The sequence below is a fragment of the Tersicoccus phoenicis genome (genome assembly GCF_001968835.1).
Lineage (GTDB): Bacteria > Actinomycetota > Actinomycetes > Actinomycetales > Micrococcaceae > Tersicoccus > Tersicoccus phoenicis.
In genome coordinates this window covers 15555-39888 of sequence record NZ_MRDE01000022.1, presented here as the reverse complement: position 1 = coordinate 39888, position 24334 = coordinate 15555, and the positions used below count along the sequence as shown (strand labels likewise).

20 protein-coding genes and 1 tRNA gene are annotated in these 24334 nt (G+C 72.2%); 14 read left to right on the top strand and 7 right to left on the bottom strand.

Annotated elements, in window-relative coordinates; all coding sequences use genetic code 11:
- Window positions 1-190: 190 nt before the first annotated feature.
- A complete protein-coding gene (gene serB / locus BKD30_RS04975; protein ID WP_408033360.1) occupies window positions 191-1162 on the bottom strand; it encodes a phosphoserine phosphatase SerB in 972 nt (323 codons plus the stop codon).
- 105 nt (window positions 1163-1267) lie between these two features.
- Here serB and BKD30_RS04970 point away from each other — a divergent pair, with 105 nt between their 5' ends.
- The 6 genes from BKD30_RS04970 to BKD30_RS04945 all read left to right on the top strand — a co-directional run bounded on the left by BKD30_RS04970 (window position 1268) and on the right by BKD30_RS04945 (window position 7850).
- Window positions 1268-2053 (top strand): ABC transporter ATP-binding protein, encoded by a 786-nt coding sequence (locus BKD30_RS04970; protein WP_076702814.1) that lies wholly within the window; start codon window positions 1268-1270, stop codon window positions 2051-2053.
- A gap of 52 nt (window positions 2054-2105) precedes the next feature.
- Window positions 2106-2903, top strand: coding sequence for a sulfite exporter TauE/SafE family protein (locus BKD30_RS04965; protein ID WP_076702813.1), 798 nt, complete (start codon window positions 2106-2108; stop codon window positions 2901-2903).
- A 15-nt stretch (window positions 2904-2918) separates the two neighbouring features.
- Window positions 2919-3743: a TrmH family RNA methyltransferase gene (locus BKD30_RS04960; RefSeq protein ID WP_076702811.1), complete on the top strand. Its 825-nt coding sequence runs from the start codon at window positions 2919-2921 to the stop codon at window positions 3741-3743.
- 90 nt (window positions 3744-3833) lie between these two features.
- Entirely contained in the window at window positions 3834-4088 is a 255-nt protein-coding gene (locus tag BKD30_RS04955; RefSeq protein ID WP_076702809.1) for a type B 50S ribosomal protein L31, read from the top strand.
- Window positions 4089-4192: 104 nt separating this feature from the next.
- Complete coding sequence (locus BKD30_RS04950; protein WP_076702807.1) at window positions 4193-5257, top strand: lipoate--protein ligase family protein; 1065 nt, start codon at window positions 4193-4195, stop codon at window positions 5255-5257.
- Window positions 5258-5795: 538 nt separating this feature from the next.
- Window positions 5796-7850 (top strand): HNH endonuclease, encoded by a 2055-nt coding sequence (locus BKD30_RS04945; RefSeq protein WP_159440544.1) that lies wholly within the window; start codon window positions 5796-5798, stop codon window positions 7848-7850.
- Between the two features lie 144 nt (window positions 7851-7994).
- Here the strand turns inward: BKD30_RS04945 and pepN are convergent, their stop codons facing one another.
- Window positions 7995-10685, bottom strand: a complete 2691-nt coding sequence (gene pepN, locus BKD30_RS04940; protein WP_076702804.1) for an aminopeptidase N — start codon at window positions 10683-10685, stop codon at window positions 7995-7997.
- Between the two features lie 2 nt (window positions 10686-10687).
- The gene (gene glgC / locus BKD30_RS04935; protein ID WP_076702802.1) at window positions 10688-11929 is read right to left on the bottom strand and encodes a glucose-1-phosphate adenylyltransferase; all 1242 of its coding nucleotides are present in this window, start codon (window positions 11927-11929) and stop codon (window positions 10688-10690) included.
- Window positions 11930-12055: 126 nt separating this feature from the next.
- Here glgC and glgA point away from each other — a divergent pair, with 126 nt between their 5' ends.
- Entirely contained in the window at window positions 12056-13249 is a 1194-nt protein-coding gene (glgA, locus tag BKD30_RS04930) for a glycogen synthase (protein ID WP_076702800.1), read from the top strand.
- A 14-nt stretch (window positions 13250-13263) separates the two neighbouring features.
- Here the strand turns inward: glgA and BKD30_RS04925 are convergent, their stop codons facing one another.
- Together BKD30_RS04925 and BKD30_RS04920 are read right to left on the bottom strand one after the other, a co-directional pair.
- The gene (locus BKD30_RS04925; protein WP_076702798.1) at window positions 13264-15366 is read right to left on the bottom strand and encodes an acyl-CoA dehydrogenase family protein; all 2103 of its coding nucleotides are present in this window, start codon (window positions 15364-15366) and stop codon (window positions 13264-13266) included.
- Window positions 15363-16100 (bottom strand): TetR/AcrR family transcriptional regulator, encoded by a 738-nt coding sequence (locus BKD30_RS04920; protein WP_076702796.1) that lies wholly within the window; start codon window positions 16098-16100, stop codon window positions 15363-15365. The genes BKD30_RS04925 and BKD30_RS04920 overlap by 4 nt, the downstream gene beginning before the upstream one ends.
- Window positions 16101-16162: 62 nt before the next feature.
- Here BKD30_RS04920 and BKD30_RS04915 point away from each other — a divergent pair, with 62 nt between their 5' ends.
- Genes BKD30_RS04915 through BKD30_RS04905 form a run of 3 tightly spaced genes read left to right on the top strand, consistent with a single transcriptional unit; the run spans window position 16163 to window position 19862 of the window.
- Window positions 16163-17524, top strand: a complete 1362-nt coding sequence (locus BKD30_RS04915; protein WP_076702794.1) for an acetyl-CoA C-acetyltransferase — start codon at window positions 16163-16165, stop codon at window positions 17522-17524.
- A 41-nt stretch (window positions 17525-17565) separates the two neighbouring features.
- Window positions 17566-18903: a 3-oxoacyl-ACP reductase gene (locus tag BKD30_RS04910; protein ID WP_076702792.1), complete on the top strand. Its 1338-nt coding sequence runs from the start codon at window positions 17566-17568 to the stop codon at window positions 18901-18903.
- Complete coding sequence (locus tag BKD30_RS04905; RefSeq protein WP_076702790.1) at window positions 18903-19862, top strand: MaoC/PaaZ C-terminal domain-containing protein; 960 nt, start codon at window positions 18903-18905, stop codon at window positions 19860-19862. Before BKD30_RS04910 ends, BKD30_RS04905 begins: the two co-directional genes overlap by 1 nt.
- A gap of 64 nt (window positions 19863-19926) precedes the next feature.
- Here BKD30_RS04905 and BKD30_RS04900 read toward each other — a convergent pair.
- Window positions 19927-20014: transfer RNA gene (locus tag BKD30_RS04900), tRNA-Leu, on the bottom strand.
- 120 nt (window positions 20015-20134) lie between these two features.
- On the opposite strand from BKD30_RS04900, the gene BKD30_RS04895 reads away from it, so the two are divergent.
- A complete protein-coding gene (locus tag BKD30_RS04895) occupies window positions 20135-21343 on the top strand; it encodes an acyl-CoA dehydrogenase family protein (protein WP_083956027.1) in 1209 nt (402 codons plus the stop codon).
- 30 nt (window positions 21344-21373) lie between these two features.
- Here BKD30_RS04895 and BKD30_RS04890 read toward each other — a convergent pair whose 3' ends face one another.
- Window positions 21374-21607, bottom strand: a complete 234-nt coding sequence (locus BKD30_RS04890; RefSeq protein ID WP_076702788.1) for a DUF5703 family protein — start codon at window positions 21605-21607, stop codon at window positions 21374-21376.
- 73 nt (window positions 21608-21680) lie between these two features.
- Between BKD30_RS04890 and BKD30_RS04885 the strand changes: the two genes are divergently transcribed.
- The 3 genes from BKD30_RS04885 to mshC all read left to right on the top strand — a co-directional run bounded on the left by BKD30_RS04885 (window position 21681) and on the right by mshC (window position 24300).
- Window positions 21681-21959: a hypothetical protein gene (locus BKD30_RS04885; RefSeq protein WP_328586893.1), complete on the top strand. Its 279-nt coding sequence runs from the start codon at window positions 21681-21683 to the stop codon at window positions 21957-21959.
- 110 nt (window positions 21960-22069) lie between these two features.
- Window positions 22070-22906 (top strand): undecaprenyl-diphosphate phosphatase, encoded by an 837-nt coding sequence (locus BKD30_RS04880; RefSeq protein WP_076702784.1) that lies wholly within the window; start codon window positions 22070-22072, stop codon window positions 22904-22906.
- Between the two features lie 56 nt (window positions 22907-22962).
- The gene (gene mshC, locus BKD30_RS04875; RefSeq protein ID WP_076702782.1) at window positions 22963-24300 is read left to right on the top strand and encodes a cysteine--1-D-myo-inosityl 2-amino-2-deoxy-alpha-D-glucopyranoside ligase; all 1338 of its coding nucleotides are present in this window, start codon (window positions 22963-22965) and stop codon (window positions 24298-24300) included.
- The last annotated feature ends 34 nt before the right edge of the window (window positions 24301-24334 follow it).

The following is a 24334-nucleotide window of genomic DNA, read 5'->3' as shown; positions in this document are numbered from 1 at the left end:
GCAGCGGGGCGATCGGTGCGGCGTGGTTCCGTCCGGTGGTTCCGTCCGGTGTGGTTCCGTCCGGTCGGCGCGGGTCGGGCACGGGGACTGGATCTCCCGGCGCTCGCAGAGCTCGCTTGGTCGACACGTCCCCTTTCGCCCGCTCCCGCTCCGACCTGGGTGGGCAGCAACAGTTCGGTGGGTTGGGCTCTCAGAAGCCCGGGAGGCCGGCGAGGGCGCCGACGGCGTCGAGACGGGGCAGGTTGAGCTGGGCGTCCGCGACGCGGCGCAGGGCCGGCTTGGCGTTGTAGGCGACGGACAGGCCGGCCGCGGCCAGCATGTCGGCGTCGTTCGCGCCGTCCCCGACGGCGATCACGTGGTCGGGGGCGACGCCGTCCCGGGCGGCCCATTCCCGCAGGCTCGCCGCCTTGACCGCCCGGTCCACGACGGTGCCCTCGACGCGGCCGGTCAGTGCGCCGTCCCGCACACCGAGCAGATTCGCCCGGTGGTGCGAGAGCCCGAGCCGCTCGGCGAGGGGGGTGAGCACCTGATCGAACCCCCCCGAGACGGCGGCGACGCGGTGCCCGTCCGCCAGCATCGCGGCAACGAGCCGTTCCGCGCCGGGGGAGAGGCGGACGGCCTCGACGACCTCCGTGATCACCCGGACTGGCAGGCCCGCCAGGGCCTCGACCCGGGCGTGCAGGGACCGGGCGAAGTCGAGTTCTCCGCGCATCGCCGCGTCCGTCACGGCCGCCACCTCCGCCTCCCGGCCCGCGTGCGCGGCGAGCAGCTCGATCACCTCCTGTTGGATCAGCGTCGAGTCGACGTCCAGGATCAACAGCAGCCGACCCCCGTCATGCAGGTCATCGGGGACCACGGCCAGGTCGACGCCGGGCACTGCCTGGGCGACCGGGTCGGGGCGCAGTACCGAGCGGAGCATGGCGACGGTCGCCGGGGCGTCCTCCAGTGCCCCGAGGGGCCAGCGAGCCCACCCGTACCCGGGCCCGTCCGCGTCCCCGGGGTGGCCGCCGAACACGGGCTGGGGCAGGGACAGCCCCGCCTCCGCCGCCGCCCGTTCGACCAAGGATGCGGCGTCCCGCGGAGCGGCGTCGACGTCGTGCGCGAGACCGGCATTCGCCGGGGTGTTCGGGGCAAGGGCGATCACGGAGAAGGCGGAAGGCACACGGGGAGTCTAGTCAGCGGCGCGCCCGGGCTGCGGCCGACGCGGCCGCCGGGTAGCGCGTCCCGCTTCGCGGATCGCCGTTCCGGTGACCTAGGCTCTTGGCCCATGGGTGATGTGCTGGGGCTGGACGCGGTGACCATCGTGCGGGGCGGGAAGACGCTGCTGGACGCCGTCGACTGGGACGTCTCCGACGGGGACCGCTGGATCGTGCTCGGCCCCAACGGTGCCGGCAAGTCGACGCTCCTGCAGATCGCCGGCGCCCGGATGCACCCGACGTCGGGCACGGCGGAGGTGCTCGGCGAACGGCTCGGCGCGGTCGACGTGTTCGAGCTGCGGCCGCGGATCGGCATGACGTCGGCCCTGCTGGCCGGCCAGATCCCACCCGACGAGACGGTCGTCGACACCGTCGTCACCGCGGCCTGGGGAGTCACCGGCCGCTGGCGGGAGCGCTACGAGGGTTTCGACGAGGAACGGGCCCGCGAGCTGCTGGGCGAATGGGGCATGGGCGCCCTGACGGACCGGCGGTTCGGCACCCTGAGCTCCGGTGAGCAGAAGCGGGTCCTGATCGCCCGGGCGCTGATGACGGACCCCGAACTGCTGCTACTCGACGAGCCGGCCGCGGGCCTGGACGTCGGCGGGCGGGAGGACCTGATCGGCCGACTCGCCGACCTGTTGGCGGACCCGTACGCGCCGGCCGTCGTCATGGTCACCCATCACGTCGAGGAGATCGCCCCCGGCTTCACGCACGCCCTGCTGCTGCGGGACGGCGCCGTGGTCGCGGCGGGCCCCCTCGAGGACGTGCTCACCGGCGAGAACCTCAGCCGGACGTACGGCGTCGCCCTGAAGCTGACCCGGGACGGGGACCGCTACCACGCGTTCGCCGCCCGATGAGGACCGCGCGGGCGCCCTTCTCCGTGTCCCCGGCCCGTCCCGGGCGGCTCTGATGGGCGTGTTCGAATCCGTCCTCATCGCGCTGGCCGGACTGTGGGCCGGCACCATCAACACCATCGTCGGCTCCGGCACCCTGGTCACCTTCCCCGTCCTCGTCGCGCTCGGCGTGCCGCCGGTGACGGCGACGATCTCCAACGCGATGGGTCTGATCCCGGGGGGTGCGGCCGGGGCACTGGGCTACCGGGCGGAACTGAAGGGCATGGGCCCGCTGGTGGCGCGCCTGCTGCCCGCGTCCCTGCTGGGCGGCATCACCGGGGCGACCCTGTTGCTGCACCTGCCCGAGTCGGTGTTCGAGCTGGCGGCCCCGTTCCTGATCGTCATCGCCCTTGGCTTCGTCATCCTCCAGCCACGCCTGCAGGCGTGGGTCCGCGCCCGGGCGGCGGCACGGCGTGGTGCGGACGCGACCGAGGTGGTGCTGCACCAGCCGCCCGCACTGTACGCGCTCGTCTTCTTCGCCGGCGTGTACGGCGGCTACTTCGTGGCGGCGCAGGGCATCCTGCTGGTCGGCATCCTCGGCGTCTTCATGATCGGCTCCCTGCAGGCCGCGAACGCGATGAAGAACGTGCTGGTCCTCGGGGTGAACATCATCGCGGGGATTTCCTACCTGATCTTCGCGTTCGACCGGATCGAGTGGTGGGCGGTGCTGCTGATCGCGGTCGGTTCGACCATCGGCGGCCTGGTCGGCGCCCGGATCGGCCGGCGACTGTCGCCGGTGGTGCTGCGCGGCGTCATCGTCGTGCTCGGCCTGGTCGCGCTCGTGGTCATGATCGCCCGGCTGGTCACGGGCTGACGGGTCCGTCTCCACGTGAACATCGTCCGGATCACGGACCCGGCCGACCCGCGGGTGCACGACTACACGGGCCTGACCGACGCGGCGCTGCGCCGTCGTCGGGAACCCGCGGAGGGCCTCTACATCGCCGAGAGTTCCACGGTGGTGCGCCGGGCCCTGGCCGCGGGGCACCGGCCGCGGTCCTTCTTCCTCACCGACGCGTGGATCCCCGACCTCGCCGACGTCCTCGACGCGCATCCCGGCGTTCCCGCCTACGTGGGCGATCCGGTGGTGCTGCAGGCCATCACGGGCTTCCACCTGCACCGCGGGGCGCTGGCGGCGATGCACCGGCCCGCGCCGGTACCGGTGGAACGGCTGGTCGCCGGGGCGCGGCGGATCGCCGTGCTCGAGGACATCGTCGACCACACCAACCTGGGGGCGGTGTTCCGCTCGGCCGCCGCACTCGACGTCGACGCGGTGCTGCTCTCCCCGCGCTGCGCTGACCCGTTGTACCGGCGGGCGGTGCGGGTGAGCATGGGCACCGTGTTCCAGGTGCCGTGGTCGCGGCTGACCGACTGGCCGGGGTCGCTCGTGACGCTGCGCTCGGCCGGGATCGGCACCGCCGCGCTGGCGCTCAGCGACGCCGCCCAGGACCTCGACGTCGCCGTCGTCGGCAGCACACCCCTGCCCGCGCTGGACCGGCTCGCCCTCGTGCTCGGCACCGAGGGCGCCGGGCTGAGCGATGCGGCCATCGAGGCGTGCGACGCCGTGGTGCGGATCCCGATGAGCGGGGGCGTGGACTCGTTGAACGTGGCCTCGGCCGCGGCCGTGGCGTTCTGGCACACGCGGGCGATGCGGTAGACTCGGGTGCTGGTCCGCGCTGCGGTGTCGGGCCCCACGAACCATTCAGGTCTGGCCAAATCCAGCCCGCACAGCGAAGGTATCGAACCCATGAAGACTGACATCCACCCGCAGTACCAGGCGGTCGTGTTCCGCGACCTGGCCTCCGGCACGTCGTTCCTGACCCGGTCCACGGTCGGCTCGAGCAAGACGACCGAGTGGGAGGACGGCAAGACCTACCCCCTGATCGAGGTCGAGATCTCCTCCGCGTCGCACCCGTTCTACACGGGTAAGCAGCGGATCATGGACTCCGCCGGCCGGGTGGAGCGCTTCAACCAGCGGTTCAAGAACTTCGGCAAGAAGTAGCACTGCACGCCTTCGAAGGGCCCGTATCCTGCGCGGATACGGGCCCGTCGTCGTTGGCACCACCGTGCACCCGGCGGTTCGGCCACGGGTGAAAGGATAGGCGGGTGAGTGAACAGCGGCATGGTGAGTACAAGGTTCCCGGCGGCAAGCTCGTCGTCGTGGATCTGCAGGTGGCGGACGGCAGGCTTGCCGACGTGTCCATCAGCGGGGACTTCTTCCTCGAGCCCGACGACCTGTTGCCCGTGCTCAACGGGGCGCTCGACGGGGTCGCCGAGGACGCCACCGCCGACGGGCTGACCGCGGCGCTGGACGCGGTCGTCCCCGAGGAGGCGCGACTGCACGGCTTTTCCACGCGGGCCATCGCGATCGCGGTCCGGCGCGCCCTGTCCCGGGCCACCAGCTGGAGTGACCACGAGTGGGAGATCATCACCGACGAGGCCTTCGGTACGCTCACGCACGTCGCGCTCGACGAGGTGCTCACCGAGGAGGTCGGGAACGGCACCCGACGCCCGACTCTGCGGTTCTGGGAACTCGCGGAGTCCCCGAACGTGTTCATCGGCAGCTTCCAGTCCCTGCGCAACGAGGTCGACCCCGACGGGGCGCGGGAGACCGGCACGCACGTGGTGCGACGGATCACCGGCGGCGGGGCCATGTTCACCGAGCACGGCAACGCCATCACCTATTCGCTGTACGTGCCGCAGACCCTCGTCGACGGGCTCAGCTACACGGACTCGTACGCGTTCCTCGACTCCTGGGTGATGGCGTCACTGGAGAAGATCGGGGTCCGGGCCTTCTACCAGCCGATCAACGACATCGCGACCCCCGAGGGCAAGATCGGCGGCGCGGCGCAGAAGCGGCTGGCCAACGGGGGACTGCTGCACCACGTGACGATGTCCTACGACGTCGACGCCGACAAGATGGTCCGGGTGCTGCGGATCGGTCAGGAGAAGCTCTCCGACAAGGGCACCCGCAGCGCCAAGAAGCGGGTCGACCCCCTGCGCCGGCAGACGGGCATGACCCGGGAGGCGATCGTCACGACCATGGCCCAGACCTTCGTCGAGCGCACCGGTGCGGTGCCCGGGCACGTGACCGAAGCGGAACTCGCCGAGGCGCAGCGGCGGATCGAGACGAAGTTCGGCACGCAGGAGTGGCTCACCCGGGTGCCGTGAGTAGCGCCACGAGGGCCGTTGACGGCTTGACGGCGTCTCGGGGCGTCCGGATGCCCGGTCCGCGTGGGCTGTGGATTCGTCGGTGACGGCGGTAGCGGCGGCGGTAGCGGCGGCGCCCGCTCGCTACGTCTTCAGTTGGTTGCTGCGCTGTCGTGCCGGGTGTTCGCGCGTGGGTTGTCATGCCGGTTTGGTTCGCGTGCACCGTCGTCGTGCCGAGTTATCCACAGAAACGCCCCCGGTCGTCGGGAGTTCGAGTTTTGTCGGTGCTACCGGGTTGAGTGAGGTCATGGAAATTCCTCCAGACTCGTCGACGTCGCCGGGCGCGCCCGTCCCACCGTCGCCGGGCGCGCCCGTCCCACCGTCGCTGGGCGCGCCCGTCCCACCGTCGCTGGACGCGCCCGTCCCGCCGTCGCCGGGCGCCGGTCGGTCACCAGCCCCGTCGCGCGCGGTCCCGCCGGCCTCCGCGTCGTCCGCGGTCTCACCGGATTCTGCTGGTGGCGTGCCGCCGCGCTTCGTTGCCGAGATGTTGCCGGTGGAGATGTCGGTCGTGCCTGGTGAGGCGGTGCTGGGTTCCGGTGTGCCGCCGGTGCCGGTGCCGGTGCCGTTGGCGGCGAGTGAGGTGGCGGCCCGGGTGGAGGGGGTGGCGTCGGTGGAGGGGCCGGTGGCCCTGGACGCGGGGGTGGCGGCGTTGGAGGATGTGCGCCGGTTGGAGGCGTGGTTGTCGTGGGCGAAGCCGCGGGTGGCGTTGGTGACGGCGAAAGCGGCGGAGGCGGAGCAGGCCCGGTGGGTGGCTGCGCATCCGGCCGGGCGCTGGTTCGACGACGAGGACACCCTCGATATCGATTCCGCCGCGGCCAGGGGCCTGTCTCGGGGGGCGCGGTTGGCTGTGGGGGAGCGCGCGGGGGTGGCGGAGGTCGCGTGCGCACTGGGCGTCGGTGAGGGGCAGGTGTACGGCTTGTTGGACCGGGCCGAGCAGTTGGCCGGGGTGTTGGCGGGGACGGCGGCGGCGCTGGCAGGTGGGGTGATCACGGCGGCCGCCGGGACGGCGATCGTGGACGAGACCGCGGAGTACGTCGCCCGATTGGCCGAGGCGGGGGTGGATGAGTCGACGGCGGGGGTGTGGAGCGGGGCGATCACCGCAACCGAGGAGTCTTTGCTGGCTGCTGCTGGCCGGGGTCGGACGCCGGCGCAGTTGCGGGCGCGGGCCCGGAGGATCCGGGAGCGGTTCCACCCGGAGTCCTTCGCGCAGCGGCAGGCGCGGGCGCGAGGTGACCGGTATGTGCAGGTCCGGCCGGATCGGGACGGGATGGCCCGGCTCAGTGCCTTGTTGCCGGCGGCGGTGGCGTGGGGTATCGACGGACGCCTCTCCGCGCTGGCCCGCGCTCTGAAGAACACCATGGACCCGCCCGGGCAGGCCGCAGACCCGGACGCGGCCGCCGACCCGGGCGCGGGTGCGGGCAGTTTGTCGAGCGCTCCGGGTGCCCGGCCGCCGACGATCGGTCAACTGCGGGCGGACGTACTCGCGGACCTGCTGACCGGCCTCGACTCCTTCGGCACCGGGCCCGGTCACCCGGGGACCGGCCTGTCCGGCCGAGTCGGTGAAGGCAGTCGCGACGACGGGCCAGCCGTCCAGGGCACCGGCGGGCGGGCCGGTGCTGAGTGGGCCGGAGCTGAGTGGGCCGGAGCTGAGTGGGCCGGTGCGGGTGGAACGAGGACAGGTGGAACGCGGCCGCGTGGAACGGAGGCCGGGGGACTGGAAACCGGGAGCGGGGCAGGGAGCGGATCCGACGTGCCGGCGCCGCGGGTGCTGCTCACGGTCCCAGCCGCGACGCTGCTCGGCGGGGATGAGCCGGGAGAGTTGGGCGAGTTCGGGTCGATCCCAGCCGGGGACGCCCGTGATCTGGCCGCCCGGGCCGGCTCGTTCTTGCTCGGGATCGGTCTCGACGTCGTCGCGGCCGATGCCGAGCGTTGTCCGGTTCCCCGATCACCGGCCGTCTGGTCACCGGCCTTCTCACCAGTAGGCGAATCGCCACCGGGCGGTCCTCCGCTGGGGTGGTCGCCGGCGGATGGCTCTCCGTGGGGTGGTTCTCCACCCGGTGGTCCTGTGCCTGGCGATGGGATGCCGGGTGTGAGCCCGGTGGTGCCCGTACCGGTGCTCGTGACGACCGGGCGGCAGTACCGGATTCCCGCAGCCCTGCGCCGGGCGCTGCAGGTACGGGACGGGACCTGTCGATTTCCCGGCTGCCGCCGCTCCGCGGCCGTTTGCGACCTGGACCACGTGACGGCGTGGGTCGAGGGCGGCGAGTCGACGCCGGAGAATCTGGCTCATCTGTGCCGGAAGCACCACGTCCTCAAACACCACTCCGGCTGGACGGTCACGACCGAGAACGGCCTCACTGACACCGGCTCCCCCGGGCAACCGGGAGCGGCAGCTGTGACCCGGCCAGCAGATGGGCCGGGGCCACGAGGTGCGCGTGTACCGGCCGGCGCTCCGTCACCAGCCAGTGTTCCGTCACGGGTGAGCGTGCTGTTCTGGACCTCACCGGCCGGCCGCCGCTACACCACCGAACCCGACGATCCACCACCCTTCTGACCGACTGAGCTGGTGGGCGCGCCGTTGGGCTGGCGAGCCGTCGCATCGGGTGGCATGCCGAGCGCGCGAAACTCGGGCAGGGAATCCGGCCGGGGCACGTATCGCGTCCCGCTGGTACCTCCCGCCGGCGCCTCACACCGGATCTCATCCAGCCGCCTGGGCCCGTAACGCACGCAGCAGGCTGTCCTGCTCCTCGATCAGGATGCGGCGCAGGGCCGCCGGGGCCTCCGGGTTCGCGTCCAGCCATGCCTGAGTCCGCACCGCCACCGGGTGATCCTCCGGATCAGTGCCCGGCGTCAGGTCCTGTACCGGCGGATACAGGCCACGCACCAGGCGAGTCGCCATCTCGATGCTCCGATCGGACCACCAATCCGCGACCGACGCGAAGTACGGCTCGACGAAGGGCTCCGCCGTCACCGCGTCGATCAGGGCGAAACCACGCACCGACGCCGACAGCAGATCATTGGACAGGCCCTCATCACCGGTGACGCTGTCCCACACCTCCTGCTTGACGGCCGGGCCCGGTCGGGCGCTGCGCGCGGTGAGAGCGTGCCGGCGGCCGTCCGCGGTGTCGTCCCGCGCCAGCTCCGCCTCGATCCGGTCCGCGGAGATCGCACCCCGGGCCGCCAGCGCCAGCAGCACGCTCCAGCGCAGGTCCTGATTGCCCGCCAGTGATGCGAGCGCGGTCGAGTCCCCGGAGGATGCAAGCGCGGTCGGGTCCCCGGACGTCGATGAGTCGGACGTCGATGACCCGGACGTCGAGAAGTCGGAGACCGAGTCCCCGAACGTCGAGGAGTCACTGATCGGCCTGACCAGCGCCTCGAGCAGCTCCTCCTGGCCGCCGCCGTGCGCCGCCGCCACGGCGAACAGGCGTGCGAACGTCAGCGAGCCGGTCGAGAGCACCTGCTCTGCGAGCGCGTCCAGGAGCACCTTGAGCAGTGCCGGCCGTCCCGCCGGCGGGGTGTACCGGGTCGCCGCCGTCAGCGCCTGGGAGAACAGCATCTGCCGCACCCCGTCGTCGGTCTCCGCCGCCCCGGCGCGTGCCACCGTGCGCACGTACCGGTCGGCGGGCAGCCTGGCGTCCCGGGTCATCGCCCACAGGGCGGACCAGCACACGGTCCGCGCCATCTCGTCCTCGATGTCCTCCACCCGGTCCAGCACGGTGGCCAGGCTGACCGGGTCCAGGGCCACCGTCGCGTACGTCAGGTCACCGTCGTTGGGCAGGAGCAGGGGCGCGTCGACGGAACCGGGCACCGCCACGTCGACGGAGGAGCCGACCAGTTCCGCCGAAACCCGCGCCGCCGCCCGCAACCGCCCGTCCGGATCCTGCCGGTACGCCCCGACGACGAGCGCGTGCGGGCGCAGCGCCGGCCCCCCGGACACCGGGTCGGCCCCGGACTGGCGCAGCCGGACCGTGTCCCCGGGGCCACCCCGCTCCGCGGAGACCGTGCTGATCCCGGCGGTCTGCAGCCACGCCGCCGCCCACGCCCTCATGTCCCGGCCCGACGCCGTACTCAGCGCCGCCAGGAAGTCCGCCAGCGTCGTGTTGCCCCACGCGTGCGCCCGGAAATAGGCCCGCGCGGCGGCGTCGAACGCGTCACGGCCGACGAACGCCACCAGCTGTTTGAGCACCGCGGCACCCTTGGCGTAGGTGATGCCGTCGAAGTTCTGCTTGGCCGCGTCCAGGTCGACGATGTCCGCGACGATGGGGTGGGTCGTCGGCAGGGCGTCCTGCACGTACGCCCACGCCTTCCGCCGGTTCGCGAACGTCACCCACGCCCCCGGGTACAGGCCGGTATCCGCGAGCACCGCCGAGCCCATGAAGTCCGCGAACGACTCCTTCAGCCACAGGTCGTCCCACCACCGCATGGTCACCAGGTCCCCGAACCACATGTGCGCCATCTCGTGCATGATGACGTTCGCCCGCGCCTGGTACTGCGCGTCCGTGGCTTCGGTGCGGAACACGAACGCTTCCGTGAACGTGACCAGTCCCGGGTTCTCCATCGCCCCGAGGTTGTACTCGGGCACGAACGCCTGGTCGTACTTCCCGAACGGGTACGGGAAACCGAACCGCTCGTGGTAGTGGTCGAGGCCCGCGCGGGTGACGTCAGCGATCCGCTCCGCGTCCAGGTGCTCCGCGAGCGACGCGCGGCAGAACGTGGCCAGGGGGATCCGCAGGGGGCCGTCCGCCGTCGCCACGGTGTGCTCCGCGTCGACCCGGTGGTACGGACCGGCGAGGACCGCCACCAAGTAGGTGGAGATCGGCTCGGTCGGCGCGAAATGACGCACGACGCCGGTGCCGGTACCGGTGTCGGCGTCGGCACAGGTCTCGACGCCGTTCCCGCGCACCACCCAGTCCGCGGGCGCGGCCACGTGCAGCGCGAACCGGGCCTTCAGGTCCGGCTGCTCGAAGTCGGGGAACACCCGGCAGCAGTCCGCCGGTTCGTTCTGCGTGTACAGGTACACCCGGCCGTCCGCGGGGTCGACGAACCGGTGCAGGCCCTCCCCGCTGCGGCTGTACCGGCCGGTCGCGCGCACCCGCACCCGGTTCCGCGCCGCCAGTCCCGGCAGGTGGATGCGCTGCCCGTCGACGACGTCGGCCACGGGCAGGGACCGCCCGTTCAGCTCGACGTCCTCGACCGAGACGCCGATGAAGTCGAGGAACGTGGCCGACCCCGCCCGAGCGCAGTCGAACCGGATCTCGCTGATCGTGCCGAAGGTCGACGCGTCCTGCGCCTGCGCCCCGGTCAGATCGAGCCGCACGTCGTGGGTGTGGACGGTGATCAGGGCGGACCGGGTGGCCGCTTCGTCCCGGGTCAGGTGCAGTGAGGGCATGGTCACGACGCCGCGACCGTGACGCCCTTGCTGACCACGGTGATGCCCGACTCGGTGACCTTGTAGCCACGGGAGGCGTCCAGGTCCGCGTCGACGCCCACGGTGGCGCCGTCCTCCACCCGCACGTTCTTGTCCAGGATGGCGCGCTTGACCACCGCACCCCGCCCGATCGTGACGTTGTCCATCAGCACTGCACCGGAGACCCGCGCCCCGTCGGAGACGAACACGTCGGGGGAGAGCACCGAACCCTTGACCAGGGCGCCGGTGACGACGGCGCCCGGACTCACGATCGAGTCGTACGCGACACCCCAGTCGGGGTTGCGGCCGCGGACGAACTTGGCCGGCGGCGAGATGATCTGCCGGGTATAGATCGGCCACTCCATGTTGTAGAGGTTGAAGATCGGCAGCGGGGAAATCAGGTCCATGTGCGCGTCGTAGAACGAGTCGATGGTCCCGACGTCCCGCCAGTAGCGCCGGTCCCGCTCCGTGGAGCCCGCGACGGAGTTCTCGGTGAAGTCGTACACGGCGCAGTCGCCGCGGTCGACGAAGTGGGGCACGATGTCCCCGCCCATGTCGTGCTTGGTGTCGAGCCGCTCGTTGTCGGTGCGCAGGGCGTCGATCAGGGCCTCCGTGGTGAACACGTAGTTGCCCATCGACGCCAGGAAGCTGGTCGGGTCGTCCGGCAGGCCCTCGGTGGTCGACGGTTTCTCGACGAACCGGGCGATGCGCGAGCGGTCCTGCGGGTCCGTCTCGATCACGCCGAACTGGGAGACCTGGTCCAGCGGTTGGCGCACGGCGGCCACGGACGCGGAGGCCCCCGACGCGATGTGCGCGTCCACCATCTGGGAGAAGTCCATCCGGTAGACGTGGTCCGCGCCGACGACGACGACGATGTCGGGCCGGGAGTCGTGGATCAGGTTCAGGGACTGGTAGATGGCGTCGGCGCTGCCCTGGAACCAGCTCTTGCCGACGCGCTGCTGCGCGGGCACCGACGCCACGTAGTTGCCCAGCAGGGTCGACATGCGCCACGTCTCCGAGATGTGCCGATCGAGGCTGTGCGACTTGTACTGGGTCAGCACCACCACTTGCAGGTACTGGGAGTTGACCAGGTTGGACAACGCGAAGTCGATCAGCCGATAGCTGCCCCCGAACGGGACAGCCGGCTTCGCCCGGTCCATGGTCAGCGGCATCAAGCGGTTGCCCTCACCGCCGGCCAGCACGATCGCGAGAACTCGGGGGCTCATGAGCGCATCACTGACCTTTCATCGACGTCAACACCGCGTGGAGCGAGCCGACCGCGCAGGCTCCGACCTGCGGCGTCGGTGAGACTCACACTAGATGACGCCGCTCACAGGCACTACCTTGTGAATGTGCGCATCGACATCGTCAGCAAGGAGTTCCCCCCGGACATCTACGGCGGTGCCGGGGTGCACGTCGCCGAGTTGAGCCGCGTGCTCGCGTCCCGGGTCGACCTGCACGTGCACTGTTTCGGAGCGACGCGCGAGACCGACTTCCACGGCGCCACGGTGACCGCGTACCCGAACCTGACCGAGTTGACGGACGCGAACGCGGCCCTGCAGACCTTCGGCGTCGACCTGGCCATCGTCCCGGGCGTGGCCGGGGCGGACCTGGTCCACTCCCACACCTGGTACGCGAACCTCGCGGGGCACCTGGCCAAACTCCTGCACGGCATCCCGCACGTGCTCAGCGCCCACAGCCTCGAACCGCTGCGCCCCTGGAAGGCCGAACAGCTCGGCGGCGGCTACGCCCTCTCGTCCTGGGCCGAGAAGACCGCCTACGAGGCGGCCGACGCGATCATCGCCGTGTCCGCCGGCATGCGCGCCGACATCCTGCGCTGCTACCCCGACGTCGACCCCGAACGGGTCAAGGTCGTGCACAACGGCATCGACGTGAGCCTGTGGGGGCCGGACCCCGAGACCGACGTCCTCGAGTCCTACGGGATCGACCCGCACCAGCCCTCGGTCACGTTCGTCGGTCGAATCACCCGGCAGAAGGGAGTGCCCTACCTGCTGCGTGCGGCCAAACTGCTGCCCCCCGAGGTGGCGCTGATCCTGTGTGCCGGTGCGGCGGACACCCCGGAACTGGCCGCCGAGGTCAACCAGCTGATCGCGGAACTGAAGGCCGAACGCGACGGCGTGGTGCTGATCGAGAAGATGCTGCCGCGGCGGGAGCTGATCCAGATCCTGTCCGCCACCACGGCCTTCGCCTGCCCGTCGGTGTACGAGCCTCTCGGGATCGTCAACCTCGAGGCCATGGCCTGCGGCGCCGCCGTCGTGGCCAGCGCAACCGGCGGCATCCCCGAGGTGGTCGACGACGGCGTCACCGGCCGGCTGGTGCCCCTCGAGCAGGCCCAGGACGGCACCGGCACCCCCCTGGACCCCGACGCCTTCGTCCGGGACTTCGCCGCGGCGCTGACCGCCGTGGTCTCCGACCGGGACGAGGCGCGCCGGATGGGGGAGGCCGGCCGGCGGCGGGCGCAGGACCACTTCTCCTGGGAGTCGATCGCCCAGAGCACGCTGGAGGTCTACCGCAGCGTGCTCTGAGCCGGGTTCGCCCGTCAGGCGCGGCGTCGGCCGGCGTCGCGGGCGTACAGCACCTTCTCGTCGACCGGGGCGTCACCGTCCGCCCGTTCCCGCCGTTGGTGCTCCCGGGCCTCGTCCTGCCGGATCGCCTCCGCCCCGGAGGCGATCGCGGCCCGCAGGTGCGGCTGCTCGTAGCCGAACGCGTCCACCAGGTCCTGCGCGTGGGGCCGCAACCGGGCCAGCAGCCGGTTGACGTAGCCGGTCAGGGTGCGGGCCCGCTGCATCGAGATCCGACCGTGCATCAGGTACCAGCCCACGTTCTCCTCGATCAGGGTGAGGCCGAACAGGTCGCGCAGCCAGGTCAGCACTGTCCGGGTGGCGGGGTCCTGGACCGTGGCGAGGCCGGCGGTGAACGCTTCCCACTGCAGCAGCTCGGCGTGCGCGCGGGCGGCCTCGATCAGTTCGTGCTGGTGGGAGTTGAACACCGACGCCGCCTTCTCGGTCGGCAGTTTCCGGGCGGACCGCAGCTGCTGGGCGATCTCCGCGACCATGTCCTCGACCCGGCCGGTCAGCAGGGCCCGCTGCGCTCCCTCCTCGCGCAAGGCGTTGACGGCCAGCCGCTGGTCGCCGCGGTCGGTGAAGAACTGCACCGCCTGGCGCAGGCCCGATCGGCTGAACGTGCGGTCCGCGGCCTGCCCGACGGCGTACCGGGCCATGGCGCCGAAGTCGATACCGCGGAAGTCGTTGGCGTAGTCGGTGAGCAGCCGCTTGGCGACCAGCTGCAGCAGGACGGTGTTGTCGCCCTCGAAGGTGGCGTACACGTCGAGGTCCGCCCGCAAACCGGTCAGCCGGTTCTCGGACAGGAAGCCGGCGCCGCCGCACGCCTCCCGGCACTCCTGCAGCGTGTCCAGCGCATTCCAGGTCGACAGCGCCTTGCACGCCGCGGCCAGCGTCTCCAGGTCCTGCCGGTCCTCGTCGGTGTCGTGCGCCCCGGAGAACACGTCGTCGAACCGGGCGAGCAGCTCCTCGTGGGCGAAGGACCCGGCGTAGGTGCGGGCGATCCGGGTGATCAGCCGGCGCTGGTGCCGCTGGTAATCCAGCAGCACCTCCTCCTCGCCGTCGCCGGAACCGAACTGGCGGCGCTGGTTGGCGTAGGTGACGGCGATCTGCAGGGCGACCTTGCTCGCCGCCACACTCGCTCCGTCCAGGGAGACCCGGCCCTGCACGAGCGTGCCGAGCATGGTGAAGAACCGCCGGCCGGGGCTGGCGATGGGCGAGGTGTAGGTGCCGTCGGCCGCGACGCTGCCGTACCGGTCGAGCAGGTTGAACCGGGGCACCCGGACGTGGGTGAAGTGCAGCCGGCCGTTGTCGATGCCGTTCAGGCCGCCCTTGTGGCCGTCGTCCTCACCGCCGATGCCGGGCAGGAACGCGCCGTCGGCGTCGCGGATCGGCACGTAGAGGGCGTGCACGCCGTGGTTGACGCCCCCGGTGATCAGCTGGGCGAACACCACGGCGGCCCGGCCGTGCAGGGCCGCGTTGCCGAGGTAGTCCTTCCACGCCGCCCGGAACGGGGTGTGCAGGTCGAACTCCTCGGCGCCCGGGTCGTAGGTCGCGGTGGTGGCGATCGAGGCGACGTCGGAGCCGTGCCCGGTCTCCGTCATGGCGAACGCACCCGGGATGGACAGGTCCATGATGCCGGGCAGCCACGCGTCGTGGTGGGCCTCGGTCCCCAGGTGCAGGACCGCGGCCCCGAACAGGCCCCACTGCACCCCGGCCTTGATCTGCAGGGACGGGTCCGCGACGACGAGCTCCTCGAAACCGGCGACGTTGCCCCCGTGGCTGTCCTGCCCACCCAGGCGCGTCGGGAACGCGCGGTGTACGGCCCCCTCCGCCACCAGGGTGTGCAGCTGGCCGAACACCCGCTCCCGGTGCTCGCCCCACGGCTGTCCCTCGATCTTCTGCAGGTCCTCCCGGCCGGCGAGAGCGCGGGCCTGCCGACGCACGTCGGCCCAGCGGCCCAGCAGCAGGTCGCGCAGCGCCGGCACGTCCACGTGCGGCGCGTCCTGCAGCGACGGGGCCGGCGACGGCGACTGCGACGGTGTCGTCGACGGGGCGGAGGTGGGATCGACAGTGGTCATCGGGATTCCTTCACGGTCGGGGAGTCGTTCTGGCGGGAGGGATAACGGGGAGGGAGGACGGACGGTGGGCCGGACGGGCCCGAGCGGCCGCCGGGGCTGCTCAGCACGCCGTCGAGCAACCACCCGGTGAGCAGGTCGGCGAACGCGTCGAGGTCCGGTCTGCCCGGGCCGTCCGGGGCGGCCAACCACTGCTCCCCGGCGTTGCGGACCAGACCGATCGCGGCGGTCGGCCAGAACGCCAGGACGGTGGACGCTCCCGCGCCGATGCCCCGGTCGCGCAGGTAGCGGTCCATGGGTTCGGACATCAACGTCGACACTGCGCTGAAGAAGTGATGGATGTGCGCCCCGGCGGTCGGGCCCGCGGTGACGAACGCGTACACGTTCGGCGACGCGGCGGCCAGGTGCAGGTACGCGAACACCATGCCGCGCACCCCGTCCAACGGTGACGGCGCGTTCGACGCCGCGGCGTGCAGCTCCTGCTGCAGGCGACCGAGCACGCGTTCGGCGACGGCCTGCTGCAGGCCCGCCTTGTCCCCGAAGTAGCGGTAGAACACGGACTTCGAGGTCCCGGCGGCGGCGGCGATGTCGTCCATGGAGGCGTCCGGCCCCAGTCGGTGCACGGCACGGCGGGCGAGCCGCACGAGTTCGACCCGGCGAGCCGTCCGGTGCGCCCGCCAGCGACGGGAGCGTCCGTCCGCTTCGGCGGTCGCGTGCCGCAGTCCGGTCGAGTTCACGGGACCCAGCGTATCAAGTACGCTGGGTACCGGTAACCACCTCGATGGAAGGACGGCCACCCATGGCCCAGGACGCTCCCGGAAACGCAACGCCGGCCACCCCCAGCAACGCTTCCTCCTCCGCCGCCTCCACCCGGCGCGCCGTCGTCGTCGGCGGCAACCGGATCCCCTTTGCCCGCGCGAACGGCCCCTACGCCCGGGTCTCCAACCAGGACATGCTCACCGCCGCGATCGACGGGCTGGTCGCCCGCTTCGGTCTGGCGGGAGAACGCATCGGTGAGGTCGCCGCCGGAGCCGTCCTGAAGCACTCCCGCGACTTCAACCTCACCCGGGAAGCGGTCCTGGGGTCGGCGCTCGACCCGGCCACACCGGCGTACGACCTGCAGCAGGCCTGCGCCACCGGGCTGGAGACCGTCGTCGGACTGGCCAACAAGATCCGTCTCGGTCAGCTCGAGTCCGGCATCGCCGGCGGCGTGGACAGCGCCTCCGACGCGCCCATCGCGGTCAGCGAGGGGCTGCGGCAGGTGCTGCTCGAGCTCTCGCGGGCGAAGACGACCCAGCAGAAGCTGGCCGCGGTGCTGAAGCTGCGGCCCCGCGACCTGGCGCCGAACGCCCCGTCCACGGCCGAGCCCCGCACCGGACTGTCGATGGGTGAGCACCAGGCCCTGACCACCGCGCTCTGGGAGATCAGCCGCGAGGCCCAGGACGAACTGGCGCTGGCCAGCCACCGCAACCTCGCTGCCGCCTGGGACCGGGGTTTCTTCGACGACCTCGTCACCGCGTACCGCGGCGTCAGCCGCGACACGAACCTGCGGGCGGACACCAGTCCGGAGAAGCTGGCGAAGCTCGCACCGGTGTTCGGCCGGTCCCTGCCGGCGCCGGCGACGATGACGGCGGGCAACTCCACCCCGCTGACCGACGGGGCCTCCACGGTGCTGCTGGGCTCGGAGGACTGGGCCCGGGCGCACGAGCTGCCCATGCTGGCCGACGTGATCGACGCCGAGGCCGCCGCCGTGGACTTCGTTAACGGGGCCGAGGGCCTGCTGATGGCCCCGGTCTACGCCGTTCCCCGGCTGCTTGCCCGGAACGGGCTGAGCCTGGCCGACTTCGACTACTACGAGATCCACGAGGCGTTCGCGTCGACGGTGCTCTCCGCCCTCGCCGCCTGGGAGGACGCCGAGTACTGCCGCACCCGGCTGGGCCTGGACCAGCCACTCGGGTCGATCGACCGCAGCAAGCTCAACGTCAACGGCTCCTCCCTGGCCGCCGGGCACCCGTTCGCCGCGACCGGTGGCAGGATCGTCGCCGCCCTGGCCAAGCAGCTCTCCGAGACCGCCGCCAGCACCGGTCGCCGCACCCGTGGCCTGGTGTCGGTCTGCGCGGCCGGCGGGCAGGGCGTCGTCGCCATCCTCGAGTCCCACTGAGCTGTCCCGCTGAAGCGACCTTCGCACCGAGAGGAGCCTCCATGGCCGACACCTACCTGAACCTCGTCAACGCTGCCCCGCTCGCGGGCCTGGCCAAGCGCCTGGGACTGCCGCGACCGGCGGAACTGCGGCGCTACCGGCCCGGCGGCCCGCTCCTGGACGGGCCCGTCCTGCTGGTCGGCACCGGTAACGGTGCGCAGGACCTGGCGGACGTGCTGCTGGGCTGGGGGTTGGACGTGATCCGCCAGCACCGGCCGCACCAGCGTCCGGGTGCGATCGTGGTCGTGCTCGACGACGTGTCCGATCCGAGCGCACTCTCGGCGCCGGTGTTGGCCGTCGCCGGGGCGCTGCGGGACCTGCGCCCCGGCGGCCGGGTCGTCACCGTCTCCCGGCCCGCGGCCGACGCCACCGAGCCGGCGACGGCGGCCGCCCGACGCGCCGTCGAGGGCCTGCTCCGCTCGCTCGCCCACGAACTGCGCGGTGGGGCCACCGGCAACGGCATCCTCGTCGGGGACGGGCTGCCCGTCACCGTCACCTCGGCCCTGGGCGCCCTGCGCTTCCTGCTCTCGGGCCGCAGCGCCTTCGTGGACGGGCAGTTCCTCACCGTGGTCGACGGTCAGGGCGTCCCGGACCCGGACGCGGAGCGGCCGCTCGCCGGCAAGGTCGCCGTGGTCACGGGTGCGGCCCGGGGCATCGGCGCCGCGATCGCCCGCACCCTGCACCGGGACGGCGCCCGGGTCATCGCCGTCGACGTCCCGGCCGCGGGGGAGGCGCTCGCGGCCGTCGCGAACAACCTCGGGGGCACCGCCCTGCAACTGGACATCACCGCGCCCGACGCCGGTGCGCGGATCCTCGCCCACGCCCGGGACCGGCACGGCCGACTCGACGTCGTCGTGCACAACGCCGGGATCACTCGCGACAAGCTGCTGGCCAACATGGACGCCGCCCGCTGGGACGCGGTGATCGCCGTCAACATCGCCGCCCAGCTGCGGATGAACGAGCAGTTCCTCGCCTTGGACGGGCTCGGTGCCGGGGGCCGGATCATCAGCCTGGCCTCCACCAGCGGCATCGCGGGCAACCGCGGCCAGACGAACTACGCCGCCTCCAAGGCGGGTGTGATCGGCATGGTGGCGGCCACCGCGGCGCGGATGCCGGCCGGAGCGACCATCAACGCGGTCGCCCCCGGGTTCATCGAGACCGAGATGACCGCGCGGATCCCGTTCGCCACCCGGGAGGTGGCGCGGAGACTGAACAGCCTGCAGCAGGGTGGCCGGCCCACCGACGTCGCGGAGGCCGTCGCGTTCCTGGCCAGCGACGCCGCCGGCGGGATCACGGGGCAGACCCTGCGGGTGTGCGGGCAGAACCTGGTGGGCGCCTGATGGGCGAACCGGATCCCGGCGACACCACCGCCGTCGAGGACCTGGCCGGGGTCCCCGCACTCGCCCGGATCTACGCCCGGACCGTTCCGGCGGCGCTGGCCGGCGCGGTGTCGACCGGCGTGCGGCGGAAGACCGCCGTGGGAGAACTGCCCCGTGTCGCCTACCGGGTGACGAGGCTGCGACCCGACCCGGATCGAGTGACCGACTTCGCCCGCCTGACCCGGGCCCCCGCCTCGGACGTGCTGCCCCCGGGCTTCGTGCACACCATGGTGTTCCCGGTCGCCATGGCGCTGCTCGCCCGGGACGACTTCCCGCTGCCGCTGCCCGGGCTCGTGCACCTGCGCAACGTCTGGACCCAGCAGCGTCCGGTCACCCTCGACAGCGTGCTGGGGGTGACCACCCGGGCGGAGGACCTCCGGCCGCACCGGGCGGGCACGCTCGTCGACGTCATCAGCGAGATCCGGGACGAGACGGGCGGCGGCGATCCGGGGGAGCGGCCCGTGGCGATCGACCGGTCCACCTATCTGGCCTGGGGCCGGTTCCTGCGCGGAACGGTGCCGACGGAGGGTACCGAGCGGCGGGACCCGTTCACGCCGCCGCTGCCCACCGGGCAGTGGCGCCTCGGTGCGGACACCGGCCGCCGCTTCGCCGCGGTGAGCGGCGACTGGAACCCGATCCACGTCAGCGCCCCCACGGCACGACTGCTCGGCATGAAGGGCGCCATCGCCCACGGGATGTACACGGCGTCGCGCGGGCTGGCCACGACCCGGTTGCCCGAGTCCTTTACCTGGGACGTGACCTTCGCCGCGCCGGTGCTGCTTCCGGCCACCGTGGCGGTCCGGGTGGACGGCCGACCGGAGGACGAGGCCGGCGCTCGGTTCACCGGCTGGAACCCACGGTCGGGCCGGCTGCACCTGACCTCCACGGTCAGAAGCACCCCGCCGGTGCCGGCCGACTGAGCCCGGAAACGGCTTCGGGGCGGTCAGGATGATTCCTGACCGCCCCGAAGCGAGCCCGTCGAGCTGGTGCGCGAGGGGGGACTTGAACCCCCACCCTCTATGCGAGGACTAGCACCTCAAGCTAGCGCGTCTGCCTATTCCGCCACCCGCGCGAGTGGAACCCCACCGTCGCCGTGGCTCGCGAAGAGCCGTGCGATCAAGCGAAGCAGCAGCAAGAAGACTAGCACGGATGCGGCCGCCTCCCGCACCGGCGCCGTCGGTACGCTGGGGGTATGACCACCTCCCGCGCCGACGTCGACGCCGCACCGACCGGCGCCGCACCGACCCGCCCCGACCCGGGCGAGCGGCTGCTCACCGACGACCTGCTGACGCGGTTGCGCGATCGGGCGCCCGGGTACGACGAGGCGAACGCCTTCTTCACCGAGGACCTGGCAGACCTGCGGGCGGCCGGGTATCTCGGGTTGTGCTCCCCGGCCGCGTACGGCGGCGCGGGCGCGACCCTGACGCAGACCAGTGCCGCGCAGCGGCGGCTCGCGTCGGCGGCTCCCGCCACCGCGCTGGGTATCAACATGCACCTGGTGTGGACGTCGGTGGCGCGGATCCTGGCCGACCGGGACATCGACACGCTGGGCTTCGTGCTCGAGGAGGCGGCCGCCGGCGAGGTGTTCGCGTTCGGCGTCTCCGAGCCGGGCAACGACCTGATGCTGTTCGACTCGCTGACGACGGCGCGGCGAGAGGCCGACGGCGGCTACCGGTACACGGGCCGGAAGATCTTCACCAGTCTGTCGCCGGCCTGGACCCGGCTGGGCGTGCACGGCCGGGAGGAAACGCCCGACGGGCCGCGGCTGGTCTGGGGTTTCCTCGACCGGGCCGACGGGGGAACCCGGGCGCTGGGCGACTGGGACACGCTGGGCATGCGGGCCAGCCAGTCGCACACCACGGAACTGGCGGACGCGCGGGTGCGGCCCGACCGGGTGGTCGCCGTCCTGCCGGTGGGGCCGGCCCCGGACCCGTTCGTGTTCGGGATCTTCGCCGCCTTCGAGGTGCTGCTGGCGAGCGTCTACGCCGGCATCGCCGAGCGGGCGGTGGACCTGGCGATCGACGCGGCCCGGCACCGCGTCTCCCGACGGTCGGGTACCACGCTGGACCAGGACCCCGACACGCGCTACCGGGTCGCCGAGGCGCGACTGCTCGTGGACGGCATGCTGGCGGACCTGACCTCCACCGCGCGCGACGTCGACGAGCGGGCCGAGCACGGGCCGCGCTGGTTCTCCCGCCTGTCCGGGGTCAAGCTGCGGGTCACCCGCACCGCCCGGGAGGTGGTCGACCTGGCGCTCGCGGTGAGCGGCGGCGCCCAGTTCGCGCGCACCGCCGAGCTGTCCCGGCTGTACCGGGACGTCACGGCGGGCGCCTACCACCCGTCCAGTGACTCGGCCGCGCACGCGACCATGGCGACGGCACTGCTGGGCCCGGTCGACTGAGACCGGTCGCTGCCGATCCCTGCTGGCCGGTCACGCGGTGCGTTCGATCCGCAGCACCTTGCGACGCAGCCAGTACCTCCGTGCACCGCCCAGATAGAGGCGCGTGCGCTCGAGTTCCCACTTGCCGTACTCGGCGTGCTCGGTCAGCAGCTGACGGGCCGCACCGCGCGTGGCCTGCGGCGGAACACTGAGCACCAGGTACTCGTACTGCCGCGTGAAGTCCCGTTCCCGCCGGACCGAGGTCCCACCAATTTGTTGCCTCATGGCACCCCATTTTCTTGCCGGAACCGATAACGTCTAGAACATGAGCATTGATCCGCGTGTCGCCCTGCAGTCCTTGGTCGCCGCCTTCGAGGAGCACCTCGCAGCCGCCGCTGCGCGGCGCGGGGATGACGATCCTGCGGTCGAATCGGCCCACCTGGCCATCGCGGACGCGTTCGAAGCCTACGAAGACGCGCTGTACGACACCTACAACGAGGTCACGCCGCTGGTGATCTACGACGACGACAGCGACGACGAAGACGACGAGGACGACGAGGACGACGACCAGGACGACAGCGACGACGAAGACGACGACGACATCGAGGACGTGGAGGACAACCTCGACCGCGGCTGACGCATTCCCGCTCCCCGAGCCGCGATGAGCTGATCCGGACGTGCCGCGACCGATCCCGAAGCGCCGGTGTCGATTCGTTCGTCCGTCTCGGGAGCATCTAGAGTCGGTCCGTGACGTGGATCGAAGCGGCCATCCTCGGGCTGGTACAAGGGTTGACCGAGTTCCTTCCCATCTCCTCCAGCGCACATCTGCGCATCGTGGGCGAGTTCCTGCCCAACGCCGCTGACCCCGGTGCGGCCTTCACCGCCATCACCCAGCTGGGCACCGAGACCGCGGTCATCGTCTTCTTCTGGCGGGACATCGTGCGGATCATCCGCGCGTGGGCCGGCGCACTGGTCGGACGCGTCCCGCGCGACGATCCCGACGCGCGGATGGGCTGGCTGGTGATCATCGGTACCGTGCCGATCGGGGTGCTCGGCGTCCTGTTCCAGACCTCGATCGAGACGACTCTGCGCAGCCTGTGGATCGTCGCCGCCATGCTCATCGTCTTCGGCATCCTGCTGGCCGGCGCGGACATCTACTCCCGCAAGCAACGCACCCTGGATCAACTGAGCTACCGGCACGGGATCCTGTACGGTCTGGCGCAGGCGCTGGCACTGATCCCCGGCGTCTCCCGGTCCGGTGGCACGATCACCGCCGGCCTGCTGATGGGCTACACCCGGGAGGCGGCGGCCCGGTACTCGTTCCTGCTGGCCGTCCCCGCGGTGTTCGCGAGCGGGCTGTACCAGCTCGTCAAGGTCAGCCGGGGTGCCGGGAGCGCGCCGAGCGTCTACGGCGCCGGTCCCACCGCGCTGGCCACCGTCATCGCGTTCGTCGTCGGCTACCTCATCATCGGCTGGTTCCTGCGCTACGTCTCGACCCGCAGCTACCGCCCCTTCGTGCTGTACCGGATCGGTCTGGGCGTCGTCCTGATGGTCCTGCTCGGCGCGGGTGTGATCAGCGCCTGACGGCGACGCTCGTCTCGGTGCACGCACCGATCCCCGCCTTCGATCAGAGGAGAAGCATGCAGTCCTGGCCCGTGCCCGGTCTGACCGCGCTGGAGCCTGCGCCCGGGCCCGTGCGCCTGCACGACACGGCCACCCGGCGGGTGCTGCCCGTGGACCTGCCCGAGGTCGACGGGGTGCGCACCGCCGGGCTGTACGTCTGCGGGATCACCCCGTACGACGCCACACACCTCGGCCACGCCGCCACCTACCTCGCGTTCGACCTGCTGATCCGGCAGTGGCGTGACACCGGCGCGACGGTCACGTACGTGCAGAACGTCACCGACGTCGACGACCCGCTGCTCGAACGGGCGACCGCGACCGGCGTCGACTGGCGGGATCTGGCCGCCGAGCAGACCGACCTCTTCCGCGCGGACATGACCGCGCTGCGGGTGCTGCCACCGGACCACTACATCGGTGCCGTCGAGGCCGTGCCGTGGATCGTTCCGGCGGTGGAGGCGCTGATCACCGCGGGCATCGCCTACCGGGTGCCCGGCACCGCCGGTGAGCCCGACGGCGACGTGTACTTCGACGTCGCGGCGGCCCGGTCCACCGGGTGGCGGGTGGGCGCCCTCGGCGGCTACGGCCCGGACCAGCTGCTCGCCCTGTTCGGGGAACGCGGGGGCGACCCGCAACGGCCCGGCAAGCGTGATCCGGTGGACGCCCTGCTGTGGCGGGTCGCCCGCGAAGGCGAACCCTCCTGGGCGGGCGGCGAGCTCGGCGCGGGCCGGCCGGGCTGGCACATCGAGTGTTCCGTGATCGCGGAGCGTTACCTGCACACCCCGTTCACGGTGCAGGGCGGCGGCAACGACCTGATCTTCCCGCACCACGACTTCAGTGCCGGGCACGCCCGAGCGCTGACCGGTCGGCCGTTGGCCCGGTACTTCGCGCACACCGGGATGGTGGGCTTCCAGGGGCACAAGATGAGCAAGTCCCGGGGCAACCTGGTGCTGGTCTCCCGGCTCCGGGAGGCCGGGGTGGACCCTGCCGCGATCCGGGTCGCCGTCCTCGGGCAGCACTACCGGTCCGCGTGGGACTACACCGACGGGCTGCTGGCCGCGGCCGAGGACCGGCTGGCCCGGTGGCGGGCGGCGGCGGCCACGGCCGGCACCGCGACCGGTGCCACGCTCGAGAGCGCACGGAACGACATCGAGGACGCCGACGCCCGGCTGCTCGAACGACTGCGAGACCGGCTGCGGGACGACCTGGACACCCCGGGCGCGCTGGCGGCGGTCGACGCGTGGGCCGCGACCGTGCTGGGCGCGGGCGAGGCTGGACGGTCCCGGCAGCCCGGTCTCGGCCAACGCGCGGTCGACGCCCTGCTCGGCATCGACCTCGGTACCGGCCACGGGGGATGACGCCGCATAGTGCCTTCCGGCGTCGTGAGTTCGC